At 61.3% G+C, this 18,443-nt stretch carries 21 protein-coding genes and 1 tRNA gene; 7 read left to right on the top strand and 15 right to left on the bottom strand.

All coding sequences use genetic code 11. The features are described 5' to 3' along the window. Positions 1 to 129: 129 nt before the first annotated feature. From ASG47_RS03315 to ASG47_RS03330, 4 genes are read left to right on the top strand one after another with little or no spacing between them, the layout of a single operon-like run. Positions 130 to 1,161 (top strand): branched-chain amino acid ABC transporter permease, encoded by a 1,032-nt coding sequence (locus tag ASG47_RS03315; protein ID WP_061907337.1) that lies wholly within the window; start codon positions 130 to 132, stop codon positions 1,159 to 1,161. A gap of 1 nt (position 1,162) precedes the next feature. After that, positions 1,163 to 2,305 carry a branched-chain amino acid ABC transporter permease gene (locus tag ASG47_RS03320; protein ID WP_061907338.1) on the top strand — a complete coding sequence of 381 codons (1,143 nt, stop codon included), beginning with the start codon at positions 1,163 to 1,165 and terminating at the stop codon, positions 2,303 to 2,305. Positions 2,306 to 2,314: 9 nt separating this feature from the next. Beyond that, a complete protein-coding gene (locus ASG47_RS03325; protein WP_061907339.1) occupies positions 2,315 to 3,079 on the top strand; it encodes an ABC transporter ATP-binding protein in 765 nt (254 codons plus the stop codon). Positions 3,080 to 3,093: 14 nt separating this feature from the next. Next, positions 3,094 to 3,846 carry an ABC transporter ATP-binding protein gene (locus ASG47_RS03330; protein WP_061907381.1) on the top strand — a complete coding sequence of 251 codons (753 nt, stop codon included), beginning with the start codon at positions 3,094 to 3,096 and terminating at the stop codon, positions 3,844 to 3,846. 143 nt (positions 3,847 to 3,989) lie between these two features. Here the strand turns inward: ASG47_RS03330 and ASG47_RS03335 are convergent, their stop codons facing one another. From ASG47_RS03335 to ASG47_RS03380, 10 genes are all read right to left on the bottom strand, one after another. After that, the gene (locus ASG47_RS03335) at positions 3,990 to 4,814 is read right to left on the bottom strand and encodes a 5-oxoprolinase subunit PxpA (protein WP_061907340.1); all 825 of its coding nucleotides are present in this window, start codon (positions 4,812 to 4,814) and stop codon (positions 3,990 to 3,992) included. Next, complete coding sequence (locus ASG47_RS03340; RefSeq protein ID WP_061907341.1) at positions 4,811 to 5,713, bottom strand: biotin-dependent carboxyltransferase family protein; 903 nt, start codon at positions 5,711 to 5,713, stop codon at positions 4,811 to 4,813. Before ASG47_RS03340 ends, ASG47_RS03335 begins: the two co-directional genes overlap by 4 nt. Continuing rightward, positions 5,713 to 6,345: a 5-oxoprolinase subunit B family protein gene (locus tag ASG47_RS03345; RefSeq protein WP_156463962.1), complete on the bottom strand. Its 633-nt coding sequence runs from the start codon at positions 6,343 to 6,345 to the stop codon at positions 5,713 to 5,715. Before ASG47_RS03345 ends, ASG47_RS03340 begins: the two co-directional genes overlap by 1 nt. Positions 6,346 to 6,513: 168 nt before the next feature. Next, positions 6,514 to 6,705: a hypothetical protein gene (locus ASG47_RS03350; RefSeq protein ID WP_046143849.1), complete on the bottom strand. Its 192-nt coding sequence runs from the start codon at positions 6,703 to 6,705 to the stop codon at positions 6,514 to 6,516. Between the two features lie 204 nt (positions 6,706 to 6,909). Continuing rightward, positions 6,910 to 7,146 (bottom strand): hypothetical protein, encoded by a 237-nt coding sequence (locus ASG47_RS03355; protein WP_061907343.1) that lies wholly within the window; start codon positions 7,144 to 7,146, stop codon positions 6,910 to 6,912. A 74-nt stretch (positions 7,147 to 7,220) separates the two neighbouring features. Beyond that, a complete protein-coding gene (locus ASG47_RS03360; RefSeq protein ID WP_061907344.1) occupies positions 7,221 to 7,739 on the bottom strand; it encodes a hypothetical protein in 519 nt (172 codons plus the stop codon). 19 nt (positions 7,740 to 7,758) lie between these two features. Beyond that, positions 7,759 to 8,016 (bottom strand): GIY-YIG nuclease family protein, encoded by a 258-nt coding sequence (locus ASG47_RS03365; RefSeq protein ID WP_061907345.1) that lies wholly within the window; start codon positions 8,014 to 8,016, stop codon positions 7,759 to 7,761. Positions 8,017 to 8,111: 95 nt separating this feature from the next. Continuing rightward, positions 8,112 to 8,201 (bottom strand) — tRNA-Ser (locus tag ASG47_RS03370). Positions 8,202 to 8,259: 58 nt separating this feature from the next. Beyond that, positions 8,260 to 9,231: a quinone oxidoreductase family protein gene (locus ASG47_RS03375; RefSeq protein WP_061907346.1), complete on the bottom strand. Its 972-nt coding sequence runs from the start codon at positions 9,229 to 9,231 to the stop codon at positions 8,260 to 8,262. After that, complete coding sequence (locus ASG47_RS03380; RefSeq protein WP_082511540.1) at positions 9,228 to 10,112, bottom strand: TerC family protein; 885 nt, start codon at positions 10,110 to 10,112, stop codon at positions 9,228 to 9,230. The genes ASG47_RS03375 and ASG47_RS03380 overlap by 4 nt, the downstream gene beginning before the upstream one ends. Positions 10,113 to 10,356: 244 nt before the next feature. On the opposite strand from ASG47_RS03380, the gene ASG47_RS03385 reads away from it, so the two are divergent. From ASG47_RS03385 to ASG47_RS03395, 3 genes are read left to right on the top strand one after another with little or no spacing between them, the layout of a single operon-like run. Beyond that, complete coding sequence (locus tag ASG47_RS03385) at positions 10,357 to 10,809, top strand: YeeE/YedE family protein (RefSeq protein WP_061907347.1); 453 nt, start codon at positions 10,357 to 10,359, stop codon at positions 10,807 to 10,809. Further along, entirely contained in the window at positions 10,809 to 11,273 is a 465-nt protein-coding gene (locus tag ASG47_RS03390) for a DUF6691 family protein (protein ID WP_061907348.1), read from the top strand. The genes ASG47_RS03385 and ASG47_RS03390 overlap by 1 nt, the downstream gene beginning before the upstream one ends. Beyond that, positions 11,266 to 12,432, top strand: coding sequence for an FAD-dependent monooxygenase (locus ASG47_RS03395; protein WP_061907349.1), 1,167 nt, complete (start codon positions 11,266 to 11,268; stop codon positions 12,430 to 12,432). Before ASG47_RS03390 ends, ASG47_RS03395 begins: the two co-directional genes overlap by 8 nt. A 77-nt stretch (positions 12,433 to 12,509) precedes the next feature. Here the strand turns inward: ASG47_RS03395 and ASG47_RS03400 are convergent, their stop codons facing one another. The 5 genes from ASG47_RS03400 to ASG47_RS03420 all read right to left on the bottom strand — a co-directional run bounded on the left by ASG47_RS03400 (position 12,510) and on the right by ASG47_RS03420 (position 18,419). Further along, entirely contained in the window at positions 12,510 to 13,238 is a 729-nt protein-coding gene (locus ASG47_RS03400) for an invasion associated locus B family protein (RefSeq protein ID WP_061907350.1), read from the bottom strand. A gap of 205 nt (positions 13,239 to 13,443) precedes the next feature. Next, positions 13,444 to 14,091, bottom strand: a complete 648-nt coding sequence (locus ASG47_RS03405; protein ID WP_061907382.1) for a glutathione S-transferase family protein — start codon at positions 14,089 to 14,091, stop codon at positions 13,444 to 13,446. A gap of 119 nt (positions 14,092 to 14,210) precedes the next feature. Further along, positions 14,211 to 17,696, bottom strand: a complete 3,486-nt coding sequence (mfd, locus tag ASG47_RS03410) for a transcription-repair coupling factor (RefSeq protein ID WP_061907351.1) — start codon at positions 17,694 to 17,696, stop codon at positions 14,211 to 14,213. Then, positions 17,693 to 17,971, bottom strand: coding sequence for a succinate dehydrogenase assembly factor 2 (locus ASG47_RS03415; RefSeq protein ID WP_061907352.1), 279 nt, complete (start codon positions 17,969 to 17,971; stop codon positions 17,693 to 17,695). The genes mfd and ASG47_RS03415 overlap by 4 nt, the downstream gene beginning before the upstream one ends. 94 nt (positions 17,972 to 18,065) lie before the next feature. Then, entirely contained in the window at positions 18,066 to 18,419 is a 354-nt protein-coding gene (locus tag ASG47_RS03420; protein WP_061907353.1) for a PRC-barrel domain-containing protein, read from the bottom strand. Between the last annotated feature and the right edge of the window lie 24 nt (positions 18,420 to 18,443).

Genomic DNA, 18,443 nt, shown 5'->3' on the forward strand with positions numbered 1-18,443 from the left:
TCGAACGTGCCAAGACCACCGGCACGGCACCCTCCCCCTTGCGGGGAGGGTTGGGGAGGGGGGCGGGAGCCCGGAAATCAAGGCGATATGTCCTCGCCTAAAAAGGCGTGGTGAAAGACGGAGCATTAGATGTTCGAAGTCATCTTTCTGCAATTTCTCAATGGCCTCGATAAAGGCGCGGCTTATGCGCTGATCGCCCTTGGCCTGACGCTGGTGTTCGGCACGCTGGGCGTCGTCAATTTCGCCCATGGCGCCCTCTTCATGCTCGGCGCCTTCTGCGCTGTCACCGTGCGCATGTTCCTCACCATGGAAACCGTGACGGTCGATCCCGAAAAGCTCTCGCCTTGGGGCTCGCCGCTCGAAATACGTGAGCCGCTGGTGCAGGCCTGGTTCGGCGATTTCGGCGCGGTGCTGGTGAATTACTCCGTGCCGCTCTCGATCATCATCACCATCCCGATCATGCTGGTCGTCGGGATTGCGCTCGAGCGCGGCATCATCAAGCACTTTTATAAGCGCAGCCACGCAGAGCAGATCCTCGTCACTTTCGGCCTCGCCATCGTCGCGCAGGAAGTCATCAAGTCCGTCTACGGGCCCAATCCCATTCCGCAGCCCATGCCAACCGATCTGCGCGGGGCTGCAGATATAGGCGCTTTTCTCGGCATGCAGGCCAATATCATCACCTATCCGATCTGGCGGCTGATCTATTTCGTCTTCGCCGCGGTCGTCATCGGCGGGGTCTTCGCATTCCTCCAGTTCACCACCTTCGGCATGGTGGTCCGTGCTGGCATGGCGGATCGCGAAACGGTCGCGCTTCTCGGCATCAATATCGACCGCCGCTTCACCATCATGTTCGGGCTAGCCGCCGTCGTAGCCGGCATCGCAGGCGTCATGTACACGCCCCTCCTCCCGCCCAATTACCACCTCGGCATGGACTTCCTCGTCCTCTCCTTTGTGGTCGTCGTCGTGGGCGGCATGGGCTCCCTGCCCGGCGCCGTTGCCGCCGGGTTCCTGCTCGGCATTCTCCAGTCCTTCGCCTCGATGAACCAGGTGAAAGCCGTGTTTCCCGGCATCGATCAGATCATCATCTACCTGGTGGCGGTCATTATTCTTCTCGTTCGCCCCCGCGGCCTCTTTGGTCGGCGCGGCGTAATGGAGGCCTGACATGCCAAAATTCATGTCCCGCAACGACCTTCTGCTTTTCGCCGGTTTTTCCCTCGTCGTCCTCACCATGCCGATCTGGCTGGCGCCTTTTGGCGCCGGCTATCCCGATCTGCTGCAGCGCTTCATGATTTTTGGGATATTTGCCGTCGGCTTCAATATCCTTTTTGGGCTCACCGGCTATCTCAGCTTCGGCCACGCAGCCTTCTTCGGTGTTGGGTCCTATGCCGCCGTGTGGTCGTTCAAGCTTTTGACGCTCGATGCCATCCCGGCCATGATCTTTGCGGTCGTGATCTCCGGCCTCTTCGCCCTCGTCATCGGCTTTCTGTGCCTTCGGCGCTCGGGCATCTACTTCTCCATCCTCACGCTGGCTTTCGCGCAGATGAGCTATAATCTTGCCTATTCGGTGCTGACGCCGATCACCAATGGCGAGACCGGGCTGCAGCTGACGCTCAGCGATCCGCGCGTGATCGATGCGGCAGTTGGCCAGGGCTTTGTCGGCCAGCCGGTGCCGAATATTCTCGGCCAGCAACTCTCGGGCTATGCCGGGTTCTATTTCTGTGCCGGCTTCCTGATCCTCGCCTTCTTCATCGCCCAGCGCATTGCCGGATCGCCATTCGGCATGATGCTCAAAGCCATCAAATCCAACCAGACGCGCATGCAGTTTACCGGCTTCAACACCCGCCCCTATGCGCTTTCGGCCTTTGTCATCTCGGGCATGTATGCCGGCCTCGCCGGCGCGCTTCTCGCCGTTACCGATCCGCTGGCTGGCGCCGAGCGCATGCAATGGACGGCGTCGGGCGAAGTGGTGCTCATGACCATTCTTGGTGGTGTCGGCACACTGGTCGGGCCGGTCATCGGCGCCTGGATCATCAAATATTTTGAGAACATCCTCTCGGCGCTCAACGACAATATCCTGGCGCGTTTCTGGAGCTTCCTGCCCGAGGGCGTGGCCGATGTTCTCGTCAAGGTGACGAGCAAGTTCGTCGGCGATGGCTGGCACCTAACGCTGGGCCTCGCCTTCGTCATCGTCGTGATCTTCCTGCCCGGCGGCATCATGGAGGGCGTGCGGCGCGTCGCCGGCCTCTTCCGCCGCTCTGGCTCATCGGGCGCCAAGACGGCCCCGCAAACTCAACCGGCAGAGTAGGATCGCACCATGGCCAATCCCAACGTCGTTCTACACGTTGCCGACGTTCACAAGCGCTTCGGCGGCCTCCATGCCCTCTCGGACATCGATCTGCAGATCGAAGAAGGCAAGACCCACGCGATCATCGGTCCCAATGGGGCCGGCAAATCGACACTGCTCAATGTCATCATCGGCAAACTCGCGCCATCGAGCGGCCAGGTGGTGTTCGACGGCAATGTGCTAACCGGCAAAAAGCCCTACCAGATCAACCAGCTCGGCATTGCCCGCGTGTTCCAGACGCCGGAGATTTTCGCGGACCTTTCGGTGCTCCACAACGTGATGATCCCAGCCCTCGCGAAGCGCGATGGCATGTTTACGCTCAACATGATGCGCTCGCTCGAGAGCGAGACCGGCATTCGTGCCAAGGCCGAACACATGCTTGAAGATGTCGGCATGCTCAACCGCCGCGACATGCTGGCGGGCAGCCTCAGCCGTGGCGACAAGCGACGCATGGAATTGGCCATGTGCCTGATTCAGCATCCGCGGCTGCTGTTGCTCGACGAGCCCACGGCCGGCATGAGCCGGCATGACACCAATACGACGATCGAGCTTCTCAAGAAGATCAAGGCGCGCGGCATGACCAAGGTCATCATCGAGCACGACATGCATGTCGTCTTCTCGCTTGCCGACAAGATCTCCGTTCTCGCGCAGGGACGCATCATCGCCGATGGCACGCCGGACCAGGTGCGTGGCAATCCCAAAGTGCAGGAAGCCTATCTCGGGGGAGCCCACTGATGAGCGCCATTGCCATGACCGCAGACACCACCGTCAGCCAGGCCAGCGAGATCGAAACCACCCGCCCGTTCTTTTCGGTGCGCGACATGCATGCCTATTACGGCGAGAGCTATATCGTGCAGGGCGTATCGCTCGATGTGCGGCGGGGAGAAATTCTCGCTTTGCTCGGCCGCAATGGCGCGGGCAAGACGTCCACTCTGCGAACCATTGCCCGGACCGATAACCCGCAGATGCGGCAAGGCGAAATCTGGCTCGATGGCGCGCCGATCCACCAGATGAAAAGCTTCGAGGCGGCACGGGCCGGCATTCAGCTCGTGCCCGAGGATCGCCGGATCATTCAGGGTCTAACGGTCGAAGAAAATCTGACGCTCGCCAAGGTCGCTCCGGGAAATGGCTGGAGCCTTGAGCAAATCTACCAGAGTTTTCCGCGCCTCGCCGAGCGGCGCACGCAGGAAGGTGTCACCCTCTCAGGCGGGGAGCAGCAGATGCTGGCAATTGCCCGAGCACTGGCGCGGGACCTCAAGCTGCTGCTGCTCGATGAACCCTATGAGGGCTTGGCCCCGGTCATCGTGCAGGAGATCGAGCGCATCCTCCACTCGATCAAGCCGCTGGGGATCACGACGATCATCGTCGAGCAAAATGCGGTCGCGGCGCTGAAGTTGGCGGATCGGGCCGTCATTCTCGACACAGGCGAAGTGGTTTTTGCAGGCACGGCCAAGGAGGTGCTCGATAACGCCGAACTGCGGCATGAATATCTGGCGATTTAGCGTTTTCACGACACAACCCCACACTCGATTGTCACCCGGCGAAGGCCGGGGCCCATCCCGAGATCTCAAGATGGATCCCGGCTCAAGGCCGGGATGACAGGCGGTGGTGTGTGAAAGAAACACGGGCCCAAAAGCCCAAAAAATTACCCTGGGTCTTTTGGTCCCAAAGGCATGATGCCGATTTCACCCTCTCCCTCCCGAGAGGCCCAGGGTAACTCCATTTCGAGCGGTGCGGGTGCGATCTTGATGCCTTCGCCTTCGAGCGCATCGCGCACTTCGCGGGCCAGGTCGACCGCGCCCGGCGTGTCGCCATGAAGGCAGATCGAGCGTGCGCCGGATTTCAGCACGGTCCCGTCGATAGCGACGATTTCTTCGTCTCTCGCCAATCGCAGACAGCGTTCGATGACGGCGTCGATGTCGTGGATGACCGCGCCCTCCTGGCTGCGCGGAACGAGCAGTCCCTCAGCCGTATAGGCGCGATCGGCATAGGCCTCGCGGATCAGCGGCACACCGACCGCCTTGGCGGCGCGGACCTGTTCGGAATTGTCGAGCGCCAGCACGGCAAGCTTTGGGTCCATGGCCTGGATGCCGGCGAAAATCGCGACAGCCATGGTCAGCTCTTCGGCGGTCTGGTTGGCGAGCGCGCCATGCAGCTTCACATAGGAGAGCGGCATGTCCACCTCGGCCGCAATGTGCCGGACGAGAAAGATCTGGTTGCGCACCTGGCCGATCAACTGATCGAGCGGCATGACGAGGCGGAAGCGGCCAAAGCGCGGCTTGTCGGGATAGCCGGGATGGGCGCCAGCCTGAATGCTACGGGCCTTGCAGAGTTTGAGCACGTGCCGGATGGTCGCCGCGTCGCCGGCATGCCCACCACACGCGATCGAAGCACTCGAGACGAGTTCGAGCAGGTCCTCGTCGGTGCCCATGCCTTCGCCGAGATCGGCGTTGAGATCCACGGTGATCACTGCGTTCCGCTCCGCAACAGCGCCTGCGCATGGTCAAGTCCAACCGATTGGAACGTGACGGATGCATTGGGCCTGAGCTGGAAGAAACGGTCAAGATCGGCCGAAATTATGGTGCCGATGCGCGGATAGCCACCAGTCGGCTGATGATCGCGTCCGAGCACAATCGGCGTGCCATCGCCGAGGATCTGGATATCGCCGCAGATGACCGGATCGGAAACCAGCGAAAGGATTTGGCTATCGGCGAAGACGCCGGCCTCATCCTTCAACCGCACGCCCATGCGGTCCATCATCGAGGTAATGCGGAACGTCTCGGTTACGAATTTTTGTCTCAGGTCCGTTGGGAATACTTCGACATGCAGCCCCCAGATGAAACGGATTGGGCCGTCCTCTCGAACTAGTGGCGCCATAATTTGCGGCTCGGCGCCGGAGCCAAAAATCTGCAGCCGATCGCCGGAGGTCAGCGCCCGCCCATCTAGCCCGCCAAGTTTGGCTCTCAAGCTCGTCGACCGGCTCCCCATGATCTCGGGCACGTCGATCTCGCCGCCGAAGCGGAGATAGCCATAATTGCCTGCCTTTGCCGGACCAATACGCAGCCTGTCTCCGGGGCGCAGTTCGGCCTGACCGGGCCAAGTAAGCGGCGTGTCGTTGAGAAAAATATCGAAGTGGCCACCGTCCCAGCCGGCGCTTAGCGTGCCGTCGTCCACGCGGAGATCGAGGCCCAGCATCGAAAATTCGATCCCCGCCTGGCCTCCACTCCCCGCCAGCAATCCGGCACGATGGAACGCTGCAATATCCATCGGGCCGGAGGCACTGATGCCGTCTGCCAGATGGCCAAACCGGCCGGCATCCTGGATACTTGTAAGCGGCCCTGCCCGCTCGATGGTGATGGTGGCGACCATCACACGGCCTCGAAGATCAGCCGATCGCCAGCTTTGAGCTGTGTCGGTGGGACCGCCTTGGGGTCAAAATTGCTGAAGGCGGTGTGGCCGATCACGTGCCAGCCGGTTGGAACATCGGTTGCGGCAATCGCCGTCTGGCCGGCGGCGAAGAGAACGCTTCCCGCCTTCACCAGTGGCCGCACAGAATTGCGACGCGGCAGTATCAGCGTGTCTGGATGAAAACCGCAATAGACGAAGCCCGGCGCGAAGCCTGTCGCCAGGACGCGAAGCGGGTTTGCGTTGTGGTAGGCGATAAAAGCCTCCGCTGACATTTTGAGTAGGCCTGCGACTTCATCAAGATCGGCGCCATGCTCGCCGCCAAAGCGGATTGGGAGCCGCCACTCGCGACCATCAGCGCTAAATTGGGTGCGGCCGAGAAGCAGCCGAACCGTGCCGGCGATGTCCTGATAGCGCGAGATGATTGGGTTGTATCGGATGAGGACCGACACAAGGCTCGGGACGATTTCGACGACGCCGTCGATGGGCTGAGCTTGGGCAGCTTGCGCGAAGGCTATCGCCCGGCTGTTGGCAGCTTCATCGAGATGGCTGCCGAAGCGGACGAGAAGCGCGCTATCGCCAAGGGGCTGAAGCATGGGCCGTTCGGGCGAGATATGAGCTTGACCGGTCAAATCTGCCTTCCGTCCGTTGTCGCCCTGGCGGAGTGTTTGCTTAAACTCCGTCAAGGCGGGAAGCAGGTTCGGCGCTTGGCCGAATGATGGTGTCAGATCGTCAATCCGGCACGTCTTGTGGAAATCAAATCTCTAATTGGGATCGCGACCCTCCTGTTCGACGACCGCATCAAAAAGCTCGCGGACATTGGCGGCGCCAATGGTTTCGATTGCTACGGCAGCGATGGCCGCGAACAATTCTGCGATTTCTTGGGGATCGGTGATTTCGGCGTCGTCTTCGTCGGCGTCTGCGTTGATCAGGGTAAACACGGTGCGCGCCTCCATTAGAGCGTCTTCGGGGAACGTGAAAACCACCTTCCCGGTTCGAAAACGCGATCCAAGCAACCAAAGGCCGTTTAGCGTTTCAGAGAACAATGAACGTCTCTCGAGTGCTTACGAGACCAGTGTGTGCCGATTCCTGTTACGGAATAAATAACGGATTGCCCCAGGCCGGGACATTGAAGCGGTTGCCAGAAAGGTCAGGCCCGCTTACTCTTCCCCCGCCTCAAGCTTCTCGATGTAGGTCTCGATATCGTCGAGACTCGCCGAAAAGGGCTTGGGTATGTCCCCGTAAACAATGGCAAAAGTCTTGTCGTCGCGCAGCGCGTGACCGCCCGGCTGACCGAGAACTTTCATCTTCTCGCTGGTCAGAATGGTCAGGCCATGACGACCGGCGATACGCTTCATGCGCCGCATGCGCGAAGCGTCGAATTCCTTGCGGCTCATGGCGATCTGTCCTGACTGCGGGATATGAAGCCGCCTCTTAGCCCGATCACGCCCGGGCGCTCAAGGGGTTTTGGCTATGAGCCCAGCCCCCGAGCCCAATCGTGCCAGTAGCGTGCCGTTGCGCTCGTCTGCTTGATCACCCGATCCGGCGCCGGCGCAGCGGGCCATAGCGCGATCTGATAGGTGTCGATCGGGTCCGGACCTTCATTGGTGTCGACCTCAGCGGCCTCGTCCATGGCCCGGGCGGAATAGCGCACGCGATAGGGGCCCGCCATTACCGCGAGCGGGATGGGATCATCGCTCGCCCATTCGAGCAGCGCCACTTCCCGGCCAGAGGCCTGCAGCGAGATTTCTACGATTTCGTCCCAACTATCGTCGACCGGCGGTTCGGCTTCTTCGAGCAAAACGGTGACGCCGACGATACCGGTGTGGAGGCCCGTCGTTGCAAACAGAAAACCCGGCACGCGTGCGCCCATCAGGCCATTGTTCTGGCCATTGAAGCAACGCGCCATATCGCCATCGAACCGCGTTCCCGCTTCGAGGTAAAACTGGCCATATTGAACGTTAAGCAGGCCGGAGAAGAGCGTGGTCAAAGTAGTGAATTCACATGATCTAACCGGAGAGGTCACTGAGGCGCAAAAGGCGCTTCAGTGCAATTGCCTTACCAGATCCCGACTTGAAATTTTTTTCAAGCTCGCGCGCATGCCCCTCAGTCTCGACTGCGACATAGGATTTCAGTTCGCAGGGCAAGTACGATTTGGTCGAAACAACCTGCCCAGACTGATGCGATTTAAAACGGCGCTTTAGGTCGTTTGTTGAGCCGACATAGATGTCGCCGTTGGCTAGCAGAAGAAAGTACACGTACCACACGAGCTGTCTCCCTACGCTGCTCTGCAGCTCCGGGAGATCACCCTCCGCCTATCGGCTCCAGGTGGCCTGCCACCCGAAGCCCATAGGGCGCAGGGTGGCGGGTAGGGAGGGATTCGAACCCCCGGAAGGCTTGCACCTTCGCCGGTTTTCAAGACCGGAGCAATCAACCGCTCTGCCACCTACCCGTTGGCTGCCCGTGTAGCCGCGCCGCGCCGCCCTGTCCAGAGGGCGCGACGCGGGAAATCATGGGATGAGGACAACCGAGCCGGTCGTCTGCCGCCCTTCGAGCGCCTCATGCGCTTGTCGGGTATCGGCCAGCGGAAAGCGGGCGGAGATATCGACCTTGATGCCGCCCGAAAGGATGGCCCCGAATAAGGCTTCAGAGCCGGCCAGCAAGACTGTCCGATCGCCAAGATAGGACCCGCTTGTCGGTCTTGTGACGTAAAGCGAGCCTTTGCGCGCGAGAACGCCCAAATCGGGCACCGACACGACCCCCGAGGCGTTACCAAAGCTCACCATGAGCCCGCGCGGCCGCAAGCAATCGAGCGAAGCATCGAAGGTCGATTTGCCAACGCCGTCATAAACGACATCGACGCCCCTGCCCGCGGTAATCTCCTTGACCCGCGCGGCAAAGTCCTCGGTCCGATAGTCGATGACGTGATCACAACCATTGGCCCGCGCCAGCGCCACTTTTTCGGCACCGCCTGCCGTGCCGATTACCGTTGCGCCCAGGGCTTTGGCCCATTGTGTCGCGATCTGGCCCGTTCCGCCCGCAGCTGCGTGCCAGAGGATGGTCTGCCCGGCTTCAACCTTCCAGGTCATGAACAGCAGATAATAAGCCGTCAGCCCCTTGAGCATGACAGCCGCCGCCGTCTCGTCGCTGATGCCGTCCGGGATCGGCACCAACCGGTCTGCCGCAATCAAACGCTCCTTGGCATAGGCACCGATCTGGCCTTGATAACAGACGCGGTCGCCGACCTTGACTGATGTCACGTCCGGTCCGACGGCTGTAACCACCCCTGCCCCTTCATTTCCACCCACAAAGGGCAGCGCCACGGGATAGAGCCCGGAGCGCTGGTAGGTGTCGATGAAGTTGAGGCCGATGGCGGTCTGCTGGATCAAAGCCTGGCCGGGTCCTGGTTGGGAAACCGGCCAGTCTTCGAGCGCCATGACGTCTGGTCCGCCGGTCTGGCGGATGACGATTGCCTCGGTCATCGCGGCGTCTTCGGCTTGCGCGGCGCCGATTTCGGACGCGATTGGGCCTGCCGCACATTGGGGGATTGCGGGCGCTTGGTGACGGCCGCGACACCGGCCTCGGCCGAAACCGAACCGGTATCACCGGTGAATGGCGTTACGCGGTGCGTTCCGCCAGCGGAGCGCGCCTTGCGGCTCTTGGCGAAGATATTGACCGCCTCGACCAGCACGGAGAAGGCCATGGCCGAATAGATGTAGCCCTTGGGAATGTGGAAGCCCAAACCGTCGGCTACCAGCGTCACGCCGATGAGCAGAAGGAAGGCCAGAGCCAGCATCTTGGTGGTCGGGTGATCGGCGACAAACTTGGCGATCGGGCCGGAAGCGACGAACATGACGCCCACGGCGACGAGCACCGCGGCAACCATAACGGCAACCTGATCGGCTGGCACCATGCCGACTGCTGTGATGATCGAATCGATCGAAAACACCATGTCGATGACGACGATCTGCACGAGGATTGCCTGGAGGCTCGCGGTCGCTGCTTCCTTCAACCCGACTTCATGCGGCTCTTCGATCGCGGCGTGCATTTCGTGCGTTGCCTTGTAGATCAGGAAACCGCCACCGGCGATGAGGATGATGTCCTTCCAGGAGAAGGCACGCTCGAATGCAGTGAAAACCGGATCCTGCAGCTGTACGATCCAGCTTATCAGGAACAGCAGCACGATGCGGAACACCAGCGCGAGGCCAATGCCGAGCTTGCGGGCAAATTCGGCCTGCTCGCGCGGTAGGCGCGAGACGAGGACGGAGATGAAGACGATATTGTCGATCCCCAGCACGATCTCCATGACCGTTAGGGTGAGAAAGGCGACCCAAACATTGGGATCGTAGAGAAGCTCAAGCATCATGGGCTCCGAAATGAGGAATCGCTGCAGCGCGCAGGTCGATCTGACTATGTGAGGATGTGAGGGGCGGCGCGAGACAAAGGCAAGAGCCTCGTGTCTTCCATTCGCCGGCGACAGTGATTACGGCGTCGATTTTCATGATCCCCTGCGGCAAGCCGCACCATCGCCCGGCTCAAGACGGGCTGGCATGCCCGCAATGGCAAGTGATAGACTCTGGTTCCATCGTAACCCCAGAAGCATCGTCATGGAATCGTTTTCGCCTTTAAGTGCCGCCATCGGCGGTTCGCTGATCGGCCTTGCGGCCGCAATACTCTGGCTCGGCAATGGCCGCATCGCCGGCATATCCGGGATCTTTGGCAATCTGCTGCCGGCGACGCATTCCGCGCTTTGGCGCGCCATTTTTCTCGTTGCGCTGATCGCCGGGGCATGGGTAACGGCGCATCTCTTCCCGCAGCTCGGGGTGGGCGGCGTCAAAACTGCCACACTCGTGCCGCCACCGGCTGGTTGGAACATTCCCATGCCGGTCTGGTTGATCGCGGCTGGCCTACTCGTCGGCTTCGGAACGCGCATCGGCAATGGCTGCACTTCGGGTCATGGCGTCTGCGGACTCGCCCGCTTGTCGCTTCGCTCATTGGTCGCCGTCGCTGTGTTTTTCGGTGTCGCCATCCTCACCGTTACCGTCACGGGGATCGTCTGATGACCCGCCTGCCCTATCTGGCGACTGCCGCGCTCAGCGGAGTGCTCTTTGGCGCTGGACTCTATGTCTCGCAGATGGTCGATCCGCTCAAAGTGCTGCGCTTTCTCGATTTCACCGCGATTGCGTCGGGCGGCTGGGATCCGAGCCTTGCATTTGTGATCGGGCCAGCGATCATCGTGATGTTCGTGGCGGTTCGCCTCGGCCGCCGCCGCAACGCGCCGCTCTTTGACACGCATTTTCATGAGCCAAAGACAAAGCAGATCGATCTGCGCCTCATCCTCGGCGCGGCGCTTTTTGGCATCGGCTGGGGCATGTCCGGCATTTGCCCCGGACCCGCTATTTCGCTGATCGCCTTTCCGCCCGAAGGGATCTGGCTGTTCCTTGCGGCAATGCTGGCGGGCTCCTATCTCGGAGGCATGGTTCCAGCGACATTCGGTGCAAAAGAGGCGATACAGAATGACTGAGCAAAGTGCCGATATTATCGTCGTCGGCGGCGGTCTCGCCGGGGTTGCGTCGGCGGTCAGCCTGGCGCGCACTGGCTTTTCCGTCATCCATCTCGCGCCCAAGGCACCGCCCGATCGACGCACTTCGGCACTGATGATGCCAAGTGTCGAATTCCTGCTTTCAGCCGGGCTGATCGACAGCGCCGCCGGCGTGGGCCATGAGCTGAGCGCGATCCGCATCATCGACGCGACGCCTCGCCTGATCCGCGCGCCTGAAACGGTTTTCGATGCCAAAGAAGCCGGGCTCGACGCCTTTGGCTGGAATTTCGCCAATGCCGCGCTTCTCGAAAATTTCCAATCGGCAGCGCCGGAAACGGGCCTCTCCACCCGCAACGAGGCGGTTACCGCCTATCGCCGAGAAGATGAGCTAGGCGTCGTTACGCTCGCCGATGGCAGCGAACTGGCGGCACCACTCGTCGTCGGGGCCGATGGCAAGAAATCGTTGATCCGCAACGCGGCACAGATTGCCGCCCGCGAAAACAAATTCGAAGAATCGGCTCTAGTCTGCGATCTCGAACTCGGTCGCTCCATCGACGGCACTTCTGTGGAATTTCATTACCCGCATGGGCCATTTACGCTGGTCCCGGCCGGCGGCAATCGCGCCAATCTCGTCTGGATCGATGAGGAGCCTGTTCTGCGCGCCGCGCAGGACGCCGGCGCCGATGCCCTGCTCGCCGCCTTCCGGCAAAAGTCGCAAAACCTCTTTGGCGAGATCAAAATCGTCTCGCCGAGCGTGATTTTCCCGCTCAGCGTCCTCAGCGTCATCGAAGCTGGGCGGGATGGAACCGTGCTGGTCGGCGAATCCGCGCATGCCTTCCCACCGATCGGTGCGCAAGGGCTCAACCTTGGCCTTCGCGACGTTGCCGATCTGGTGGCAGTGCTTTCGCGCGCCGATCGCAGCGCTGCCGATTGGGCAGAAAAGGTCAGCCGCGCCTATGCCGAGCGTAGGGCTGCCGACTTGGCACGCACCGGCACAATGGTCGATACCCTCTTCCGCTCGCTGCTCGCCGAAATGCTGCCGAGCCAGGCGCTGCGCGCAGCTGGTCTTTGGGCTCTCAAGCTTATGCCGCCACTAAGGCGAGGCGCGTTTTCACTGGGCATGGGCCGTCGATCGGCCTGAGGCCAAGTTTCTCAAAACCAAAACAAAAAGGGCGCGACCGAGGTCGCGCCCTTCGTATTTCAAAAGCCCGAAAGCTTTTACTGTGCTGGCGGGGTCGCCGGCGTTTCCGTACCGGCAGCCGGGGCAGCAGGCGCGTTGGTCTGGTCGGTCAACTGCTGACGAAGCGTTTCGGCGCGATCCTGAAGAACCTGCTCGAGAGCGTTCTCGCCCGAGGTTTCCTGCTGGAACTGCTCGAAGGTCATCGCAGAATCGCTGTCATAGGCAGCGGTGAAACCTGCCAGGTTAATCTCGATGGCGAGGTCCTGGTTCTGGCGGTTCTTTGCCGTCAGCGTGAGCTTGCCGCCGCCCTTGAGCGAATTGACATACTGCTCATTGATCACGAGCTGGGTCGCGCACGAGGTCGGGTCACAGATCATGTAGGGCACGCGAACGGGCTTGGCGCCGTCGATCTGCCAGGTCAGGCCGAATGGCAGCAGCACCCCAAGCGGCACGGCAGCAACGGCGAGAAGACGCGATTCCTGACCCGGATCGTCACGCAGCAGGAACGAGCCGAGGAACTGACCATTCGCCAGAACCACCTGGCGCATGATGCATGCCTTCTGCCCATCGGGCAGCGGATCGCAAACCTTGAGCCAGTTCTGGGCCGGAGTGGCAGCCGGAGCCGCTGCCGCATCGCCTGCTGCAGGAGCAGGGGCAGCCGGGGTTTCGGCAGCGGGGGCAGTGGTATCCTGGGCAAAGGCCGTCATCGGCGAGAGAAGCAGCGCGGCTGCCGTAACCACGGCAACGAGGGGTTTCCTGAATTCCATAGAGTGTCCTTGCCTTCCTTGGCGGTCTCGGCGGCACTCCGCCACCTAGAAACTTACCTGCCCTTCAAGGGCTCAAATCGGGCAATAACATGACCGGAACCCCTTGCCAAAATATTATGAGCCCGGCGCACCGCAGGGAATATGGCGCGCCTCACTAAACATTTACGGGGAAGGCCGATCGGACGGCATTGGGCCAATGCCGAAGTCAGGCGCCAATGGGGGCATTGATCGCAAGCTGCGCGGCAAAAGCGCGCTGGTAAGCGGGCCGCGCTTCGGCTCTTGCAACATAGGCGGCAAGCGTTGCGTGGCGCGCGAGCAGGCCGGATGGCTTGAGCCGCTGCAGCACATGCACCATCATCAGGTCGCCCGCAGTGAACTGATCTTCGAGCCATTCCTTGTCGCCCAGATAGGCGGATAGTTCGGCAAGACGCGCATGGATGCGCGCCTCCACCAGCGGCAGCCGGTCAGCCGCCCACGCTTCCTTCCCCTCAAGCAATCTGACCGTCACGAGGTCGAGGATTGGCGGCTCCACAGTCCCGATGGCGGCGAACATCCAGGTGATGGCGCGGGCTCGCCCATGCGCATCGCGCGGCAAAAGACCCTCATGGCTCTCGGCAATATGGAGAATGATCGACCCGGTTTCGAACAGCACGAGATCGTCTTCAAGATAGGCCGGGATCTGCCCGAACGGTTGCACCGCCCGATAGGCCGGCTCCTTAAGGCCGGCGAAGGATACGAACTGCACGTCGTAGCTTTGGCCGACTTCCTCAAGCGCCCAGCGCACGCGGGTATCTCGCGCCAGCCCCTTGCCGCCATCGGGCGAGCGTTCGAAAGCGGTGATGGTGATAGTCATGACGAACTCCTCGATGGCGCCGCGCCGCCGGTGGGCACGATCATCTGCCATTGCGACGAGGCGCGTCAGGCTCATTCGACAAAGATTTTACGAAATCTGCGCGGGGGACCACATTGGCCTCAGGAACTCGCCTCCGCCATCTTCGACATTTTCGAAAGGATTGCCGCTGTGCCCTTGAGACGCTGCTCCGGTGTCGGCCAATTACGCGCAAAGACCAGCTTCTGATCTGGTTTGATGCGAACCTGATTGGCGGGATCACTGACCATTTTGACCAGTGCCACCGGATTGGGGAACTCGTTGTTGCGAAGCGTCAGCACCGCGCCCTTGGGGCCGGCATCGACCTTTTCGACATTGGCGAGGCGGCAAAGCGATTTGACTAGGATAACCTTGAGCAGCGCCTCAACTTCCTCAGGAAGCGGTCCGAATCGATCAATGAGTTCGGCACCGGCCGCATCGATATCGCGAATGTCGGTGAGATCGCCGAGCTTGCGATAAAGCTGCATGCGCAGGGTCAGGTCGGGCACATAGTGCTCGGGGATCATCACCGGCATGCCGAGCGAAATCGCCGGGCTCCACTCGTTGCGATCCTCGTATTCTTCCTCGCCATTCTTGAGCGCGGCAACAGCCTCTTCCAGCATGGATTGGTAGAGCTCGTAACCGACCTCGCGGATATGGCCCGACTGTTCGTCGCCGAGGAGATTACCCGCACCGCGAATATCGAGATCGTGGCTCGCGAGCTGGAAGCCTGCGCCGAGGCTTTCGAGCGATTGCAGCACGCCCAGGCGGCGCTCGGCCGTGTCGGTGAGCTTCTTGTCCGGCGGCACGGTGAACAGCGCATAGGCGCGCTGCTTGCCGCGGCCGACGCGGCCACGGATCTGGTAGAGCTGCGCCAGACCAAAATTGTCGGCGCGATGCACGATCAGCGTATTGGCATTGGGAATATCGAGCCCGGATTCGACGATAGTCGTTGCCAAGAGGACGTCGAACTTGCCGTCGTAAAAGGCATTCATGATGTCGTCGAGCTCGCCCGGCGCCATCTGGCCATTGGCGGCGACGAAGCTGACTTCCGGCACCTGCTGGCGCAGGAACTCGGCAATATCGGGCTGATCCTTGATGCGCGGCACGACATAAAAGCTCTGCCCGCCGCGATATTTTTCGCGCAGCAGCGCCTCGCGGATCGAGAGCGGATCGAAGGGCGAGATAAAGGTGCGGATGGTGAGGCGATCGACCGGCGGCGTCGCAAGAAGGCTCAGATCTCGCACACCGGTGAGCGCCAGTTGCAGGGTGCGCGGAATCGGCGTCGCCGTCAGCGTCAGCACATGCACATTGGCCTTGAGCTCCTTGAGGCGCTCCTTGTGCGACACGCCAAAGTGCTGCTCTTCGTCGATGATGAGCATGCCAAGGTCTTTGAACTTGATGGTCTTGGACAAAAGCGCATGGGTGCCGACGACGATGTCCACCTGACCATCGGCGAGGCCTTCCTTGGTCGCCTTGAGTTCATTGGCGCTGACCATGCGCGAGGCATGGCGCACGCGCACCGGCAGGCCCTGGAAGCGCTCGGAGAAGGTCTTGAAGTGCTGGCGCGCCAGAAGGGTCGTCGGCACGACAACCGCCACTTGCTTGCCTGACAGGGCAACGGCGAAGGCCGCGCGCAGCGCGACTTCGGTCTTGCCGAAGCCGACGTCGCCGCAGACGAGGCGATCCATGACCTTGCCCGTGGTGATGTCGTCGAAAACCGCCTCGATGGCCGTAAGCTGGTCTTCCGTTTCCTCATAGGGGAAGCGGGCGGCAAATTCGTCATAGGCGCCGGCATTGATGTCGATGACATCGGCCTTGGTGAGCAGGCGCTGTGCGGCGAGCTTGATGAGTTGCTCCGCCATTTCGCGGATGCGCTTCTTGAGCTTACCCTTCTTGGCCTGCCAGGCGACGCCACCGAGCTTGTCGAGCGTGACCGAGGCATCGTCCGACCCATAACGGGTCAGCAGTTCAATGTTTTCGACCGGCAGATAAAGCTTGGTTTCTCCCGCATATTGCAGCTCGACGCATTCATGCGGCGCGCCGCCCGCCTCGATGACTTTGAGGCCGAGGAAACGGCCAATACCATGATCGACGTGGACGACGAGATCACCTGCTGACAGCAAAGCCGCCTCGGTCAGCGCGTCGGAAGCCTTCTTCTTGCGCTGCGGGCGAAGGATGCGTTCGCCCAAGATGTCCTGCTCGGACAGCACCAGCAGGTCGAGCGTTTCGAAGCCGGTTTCGAGCGGCAGCACGACGAGAGACGTGGTCGCCGCGCTGACGGTTTCCGCATCGCGCCAGTTTTCCGCCATGCGCGGATTGGTCAGGCCATGGTCCTTGAGAACCTGCCCCATGCGGTCCCGAGTGCCAGCGCTCCAGCAGGCAATGATCACGCGGCGACCGGCGCGGCGTTCAGCCATCAGCCGGTCGACGACTGCCTGGAAGAGGTTGATGTCCGAGGCGAGGCGTTCGGCGGCAAAGGTCGGCGCAATGTGTCCACCGGCATCGTCGCCCTTCTTGGTGTTTGGCGACAGAAACGGCGAAAGCTGAATGACCGTGGCGCCGGCCAAAGCCTGCGGCGCCATATCGAGATCATAAAGAAGCTCTGGCTTGATGGGCTTATAGGGCGCCCCTGCCCCAGCAACCGGCGGCGCCAGGCGGGCCGCTTCGCGGGCATCATAATAGTCGCGGATTTGCGTCGCGCGCTCGGCAAAGGCCTCGCCAACCTGATCGTCGAACACGAAGGGCGCGTCGCCGACATAGTCGGCCAGCCGATCCATGTGATCATAGAAAAACGGCAGCCAGTGTTCCGTGCCCGAATAGCGCGAGCCGCCGCTGACCGAGGCATAGAGGGTGTCGTCGACGGTATTGCCGCCGAAGGTCGCCGTGTAATTCTGTCGGAAGCGCCGAATGGTCTCCTCGTTGAGGATGACTTCGCTCATCGGCGTCAGGTCGATGCGCTTCAGCGTACCCGTCGTGCGCTGGGTATCGGGATCGAAGGTGCGGATCGATTCGAGCTGGCTGCCGAAAAAATCGAAGCGCAGCGGCGCGGACGCACTGGCGGGATAGAGATCCACCAGACCGCCGCGCACGGCAAACTCGCCGCTTTCGCGCACAGTCGGAACGCGCAGATAGCCATTGTTGGCGGCCCAGGCGATCAGCTTCTCGCTGTCCACAATGCGCCCGACCGCGGCCGAGAATGACATGCTCTCGACGACATCGCGCGGCGGCAGCTTTTGAATCAGCGCATTGACCGCCGTTAGCACAACAACGCCCCTGGCGCCGCTGGTCAGCGTCGCCAGCGTGCTCATGCGTGCAGCGATGGTTACGTTATTGGGCGAGACGCGATCATAGGGCAGACAGTCCCAGGCAGGCAGCGTCAGGATGGTGTGGCCGGGCAGCATGGCGCCCAACACTTCCGCCATGCGCTGCAGGCGACGCCCATCGCGCGCGACGAAGACGAGGCTTGCAGCATCATCCGGCGCCGCTTTCAGCCGGTCTTCCACCAGCTTGGCCAGCACCATGGGCTGCATGCCATCTGGCACATTGGACATGGTGCGCAGAGGCGGAAGACCGGTCATCTCGTTCATTTTTCGATCCGTGCCTGATGGTCAGCGATCACCCGATCAAGGAAATCACGGTCGACATGCTCCGGCGGCTCTTCCTGCCGCATCACCCACTTGAGCAATGGCGGATCTTCCTCATCCATCAGCGCTTCGAGCCGACCGAGCGTCGCGGTGTCGAAACCCTCGATATTGGCATCGCAAAATGGCCCGAGAACCAGGTCCATTTCCTTGGTGCCGCGATGCCAGGCGCGATAACGCAGCCGCTTGCGACGAATAGCAATGTCCTCACCGGCGGTCATTTGAGACACCATGATGCAAGTTTGTTCCCGATTTGGACATGTGTCTTACCGAGGTTGAAAAGGCTTGTCACCCTTTCCTTCGGCTAGAAAAGACCTATTGCTCAAAGGGCGGCAGGCCCTCGTATTCTTCGCCGCTCAACTGCGTGACGATGCGGTTGTTGATCAGTTCGGCGCTTGCCAGTTCCAGCACGACAACCTTGCCGCCGCCGCCAACGGTCACCGCCATCGGGGTATCGGCATCGTCGCCCAAAACCTTCCCGACCGTTCCGAGTAGCTTGCCCTCGCTGTCATAGACTTCCTTGCCGACCGTCTGATCGACCGTCAGGCCGAGAACGGCGATCGAGGCATTGGGGTCGGTCAATTCAACCAGCGGCGCCTTTTCCTGCGCGAAACTGGCGCCAGCCATGAGGCTGGCCAACAGGGCGGCGGTGATGATGGTCTTGCTCATGGCTTTTTTCTCCTGGGTCTTCCG

Source organism: Devosia sp. Leaf420, from assembly GCF_001425445.1.
Classification (GTDB): Bacteria; Pseudomonadota; Alphaproteobacteria; order Rhizobiales; family Devosiaceae; genus Devosia.

Bases quoted from the DNA above. Each gene is read 5' to 3' on its own strand.
- ASG47_RS03315 (WP_061907337.1), top strand. From the start codon at position 130: ATGTTCGAAGTCATCTTTCTGCAATTTCTCAATGGCCTCGATAAAGGC.
- ASG47_RS03320 (WP_061907338.1), top strand. From the start codon at position 1,163: ATGCCAAAATTCATGTCCCGCAACGACCTTCTGCTTTTCGCCGGTTTT.
- ASG47_RS03325 (WP_061907339.1), top strand. From the start codon at position 2,315: ATGGCCAATCCCAACGTCGTTCTACACGTTGCCGACGTTCACAAGCGC.
- ASG47_RS03330 (WP_061907381.1), top strand. From the start codon at position 3,094: ATGACCGCAGACACCACCGTCAGCCAGGCCAGCGAGATCGAAACCACC.
- ASG47_RS03340 (WP_061907341.1), bottom strand. From the start codon at position 5,713: ATGGTCGCCACCATCACCATCGAGCGGGCAGGGCCGCTTACAAGTATC.
- ASG47_RS03345 (WP_156463962.1), bottom strand. From the start codon at position 6,345: ATGCTTCAGCCCCTTGGCGATAGCGCGCTTCTCGTCCGCTTCGGCAGC.
- ASG47_RS03350 (WP_046143849.1), bottom strand. From the start codon at position 6,705: ATGGAGGCGCGCACCGTGTTTACCCTGATCAACGCAGACGCCGACGAA.
- ASG47_RS03355 (WP_061907343.1), bottom strand. From the start codon at position 7,146: ATGAGCCGCAAGGAATTCGACGCTTCGCGCATGCGGCGCATGAAGCGT.
- ASG47_RS03375 (WP_061907346.1), bottom strand. From the start codon at position 9,231: ATGACCGAGGCAATCGTCATCCGCCAGACCGGCGGACCAGACGTCATG.
- ASG47_RS03380 (WP_082511540.1), bottom strand. From the start codon at position 10,112: ATGCTTGAGCTTCTCTACGATCCCAATGTTTGGGTCGCCTTTCTCACC.
- ASG47_RS03385 (WP_061907347.1), top strand. From the start codon at position 10,357: ATGGAATCGTTTTCGCCTTTAAGTGCCGCCATCGGCGGTTCGCTGATC.
- ASG47_RS03390 (WP_061907348.1), top strand. From the start codon at position 10,809: ATGACCCGCCTGCCCTATCTGGCGACTGCCGCGCTCAGCGGAGTGCTC.
- ASG47_RS03395 (WP_061907349.1), top strand. From the start codon at position 11,266: ATGACTGAGCAAAGTGCCGATATTATCGTCGTCGGCGGCGGTCTCGCC.
- ASG47_RS03400 (WP_061907350.1), bottom strand. From the start codon at position 13,238: ATGGAATTCAGGAAACCCCTCGTTGCCGTGGTTACGGCAGCCGCGCTG.
- ASG47_RS03405 (WP_061907382.1), bottom strand. From the start codon at position 14,091: ATGACTATCACCATCACCGCTTTCGAACGCTCGCCCGATGGCGGCAAG.
- mfd (WP_061907351.1), bottom strand. From the start codon at position 17,696: ATGAACGAGATGACCGGTCTTCCGCCTCTGCGCACCATGTCCAATGTG.
- ASG47_RS03415 (WP_061907352.1), bottom strand. From the start codon at position 17,971: ATGACCGCCGGTGAGGACATTGCTATTCGTCGCAAGCGGCTGCGTTAT.
- ASG47_RS03420 (WP_061907353.1), bottom strand. From the start codon at position 18,419: ATGAGCAAGACCATCATCACCGCCGCCCTGTTGGCCAGCCTCATGGCT.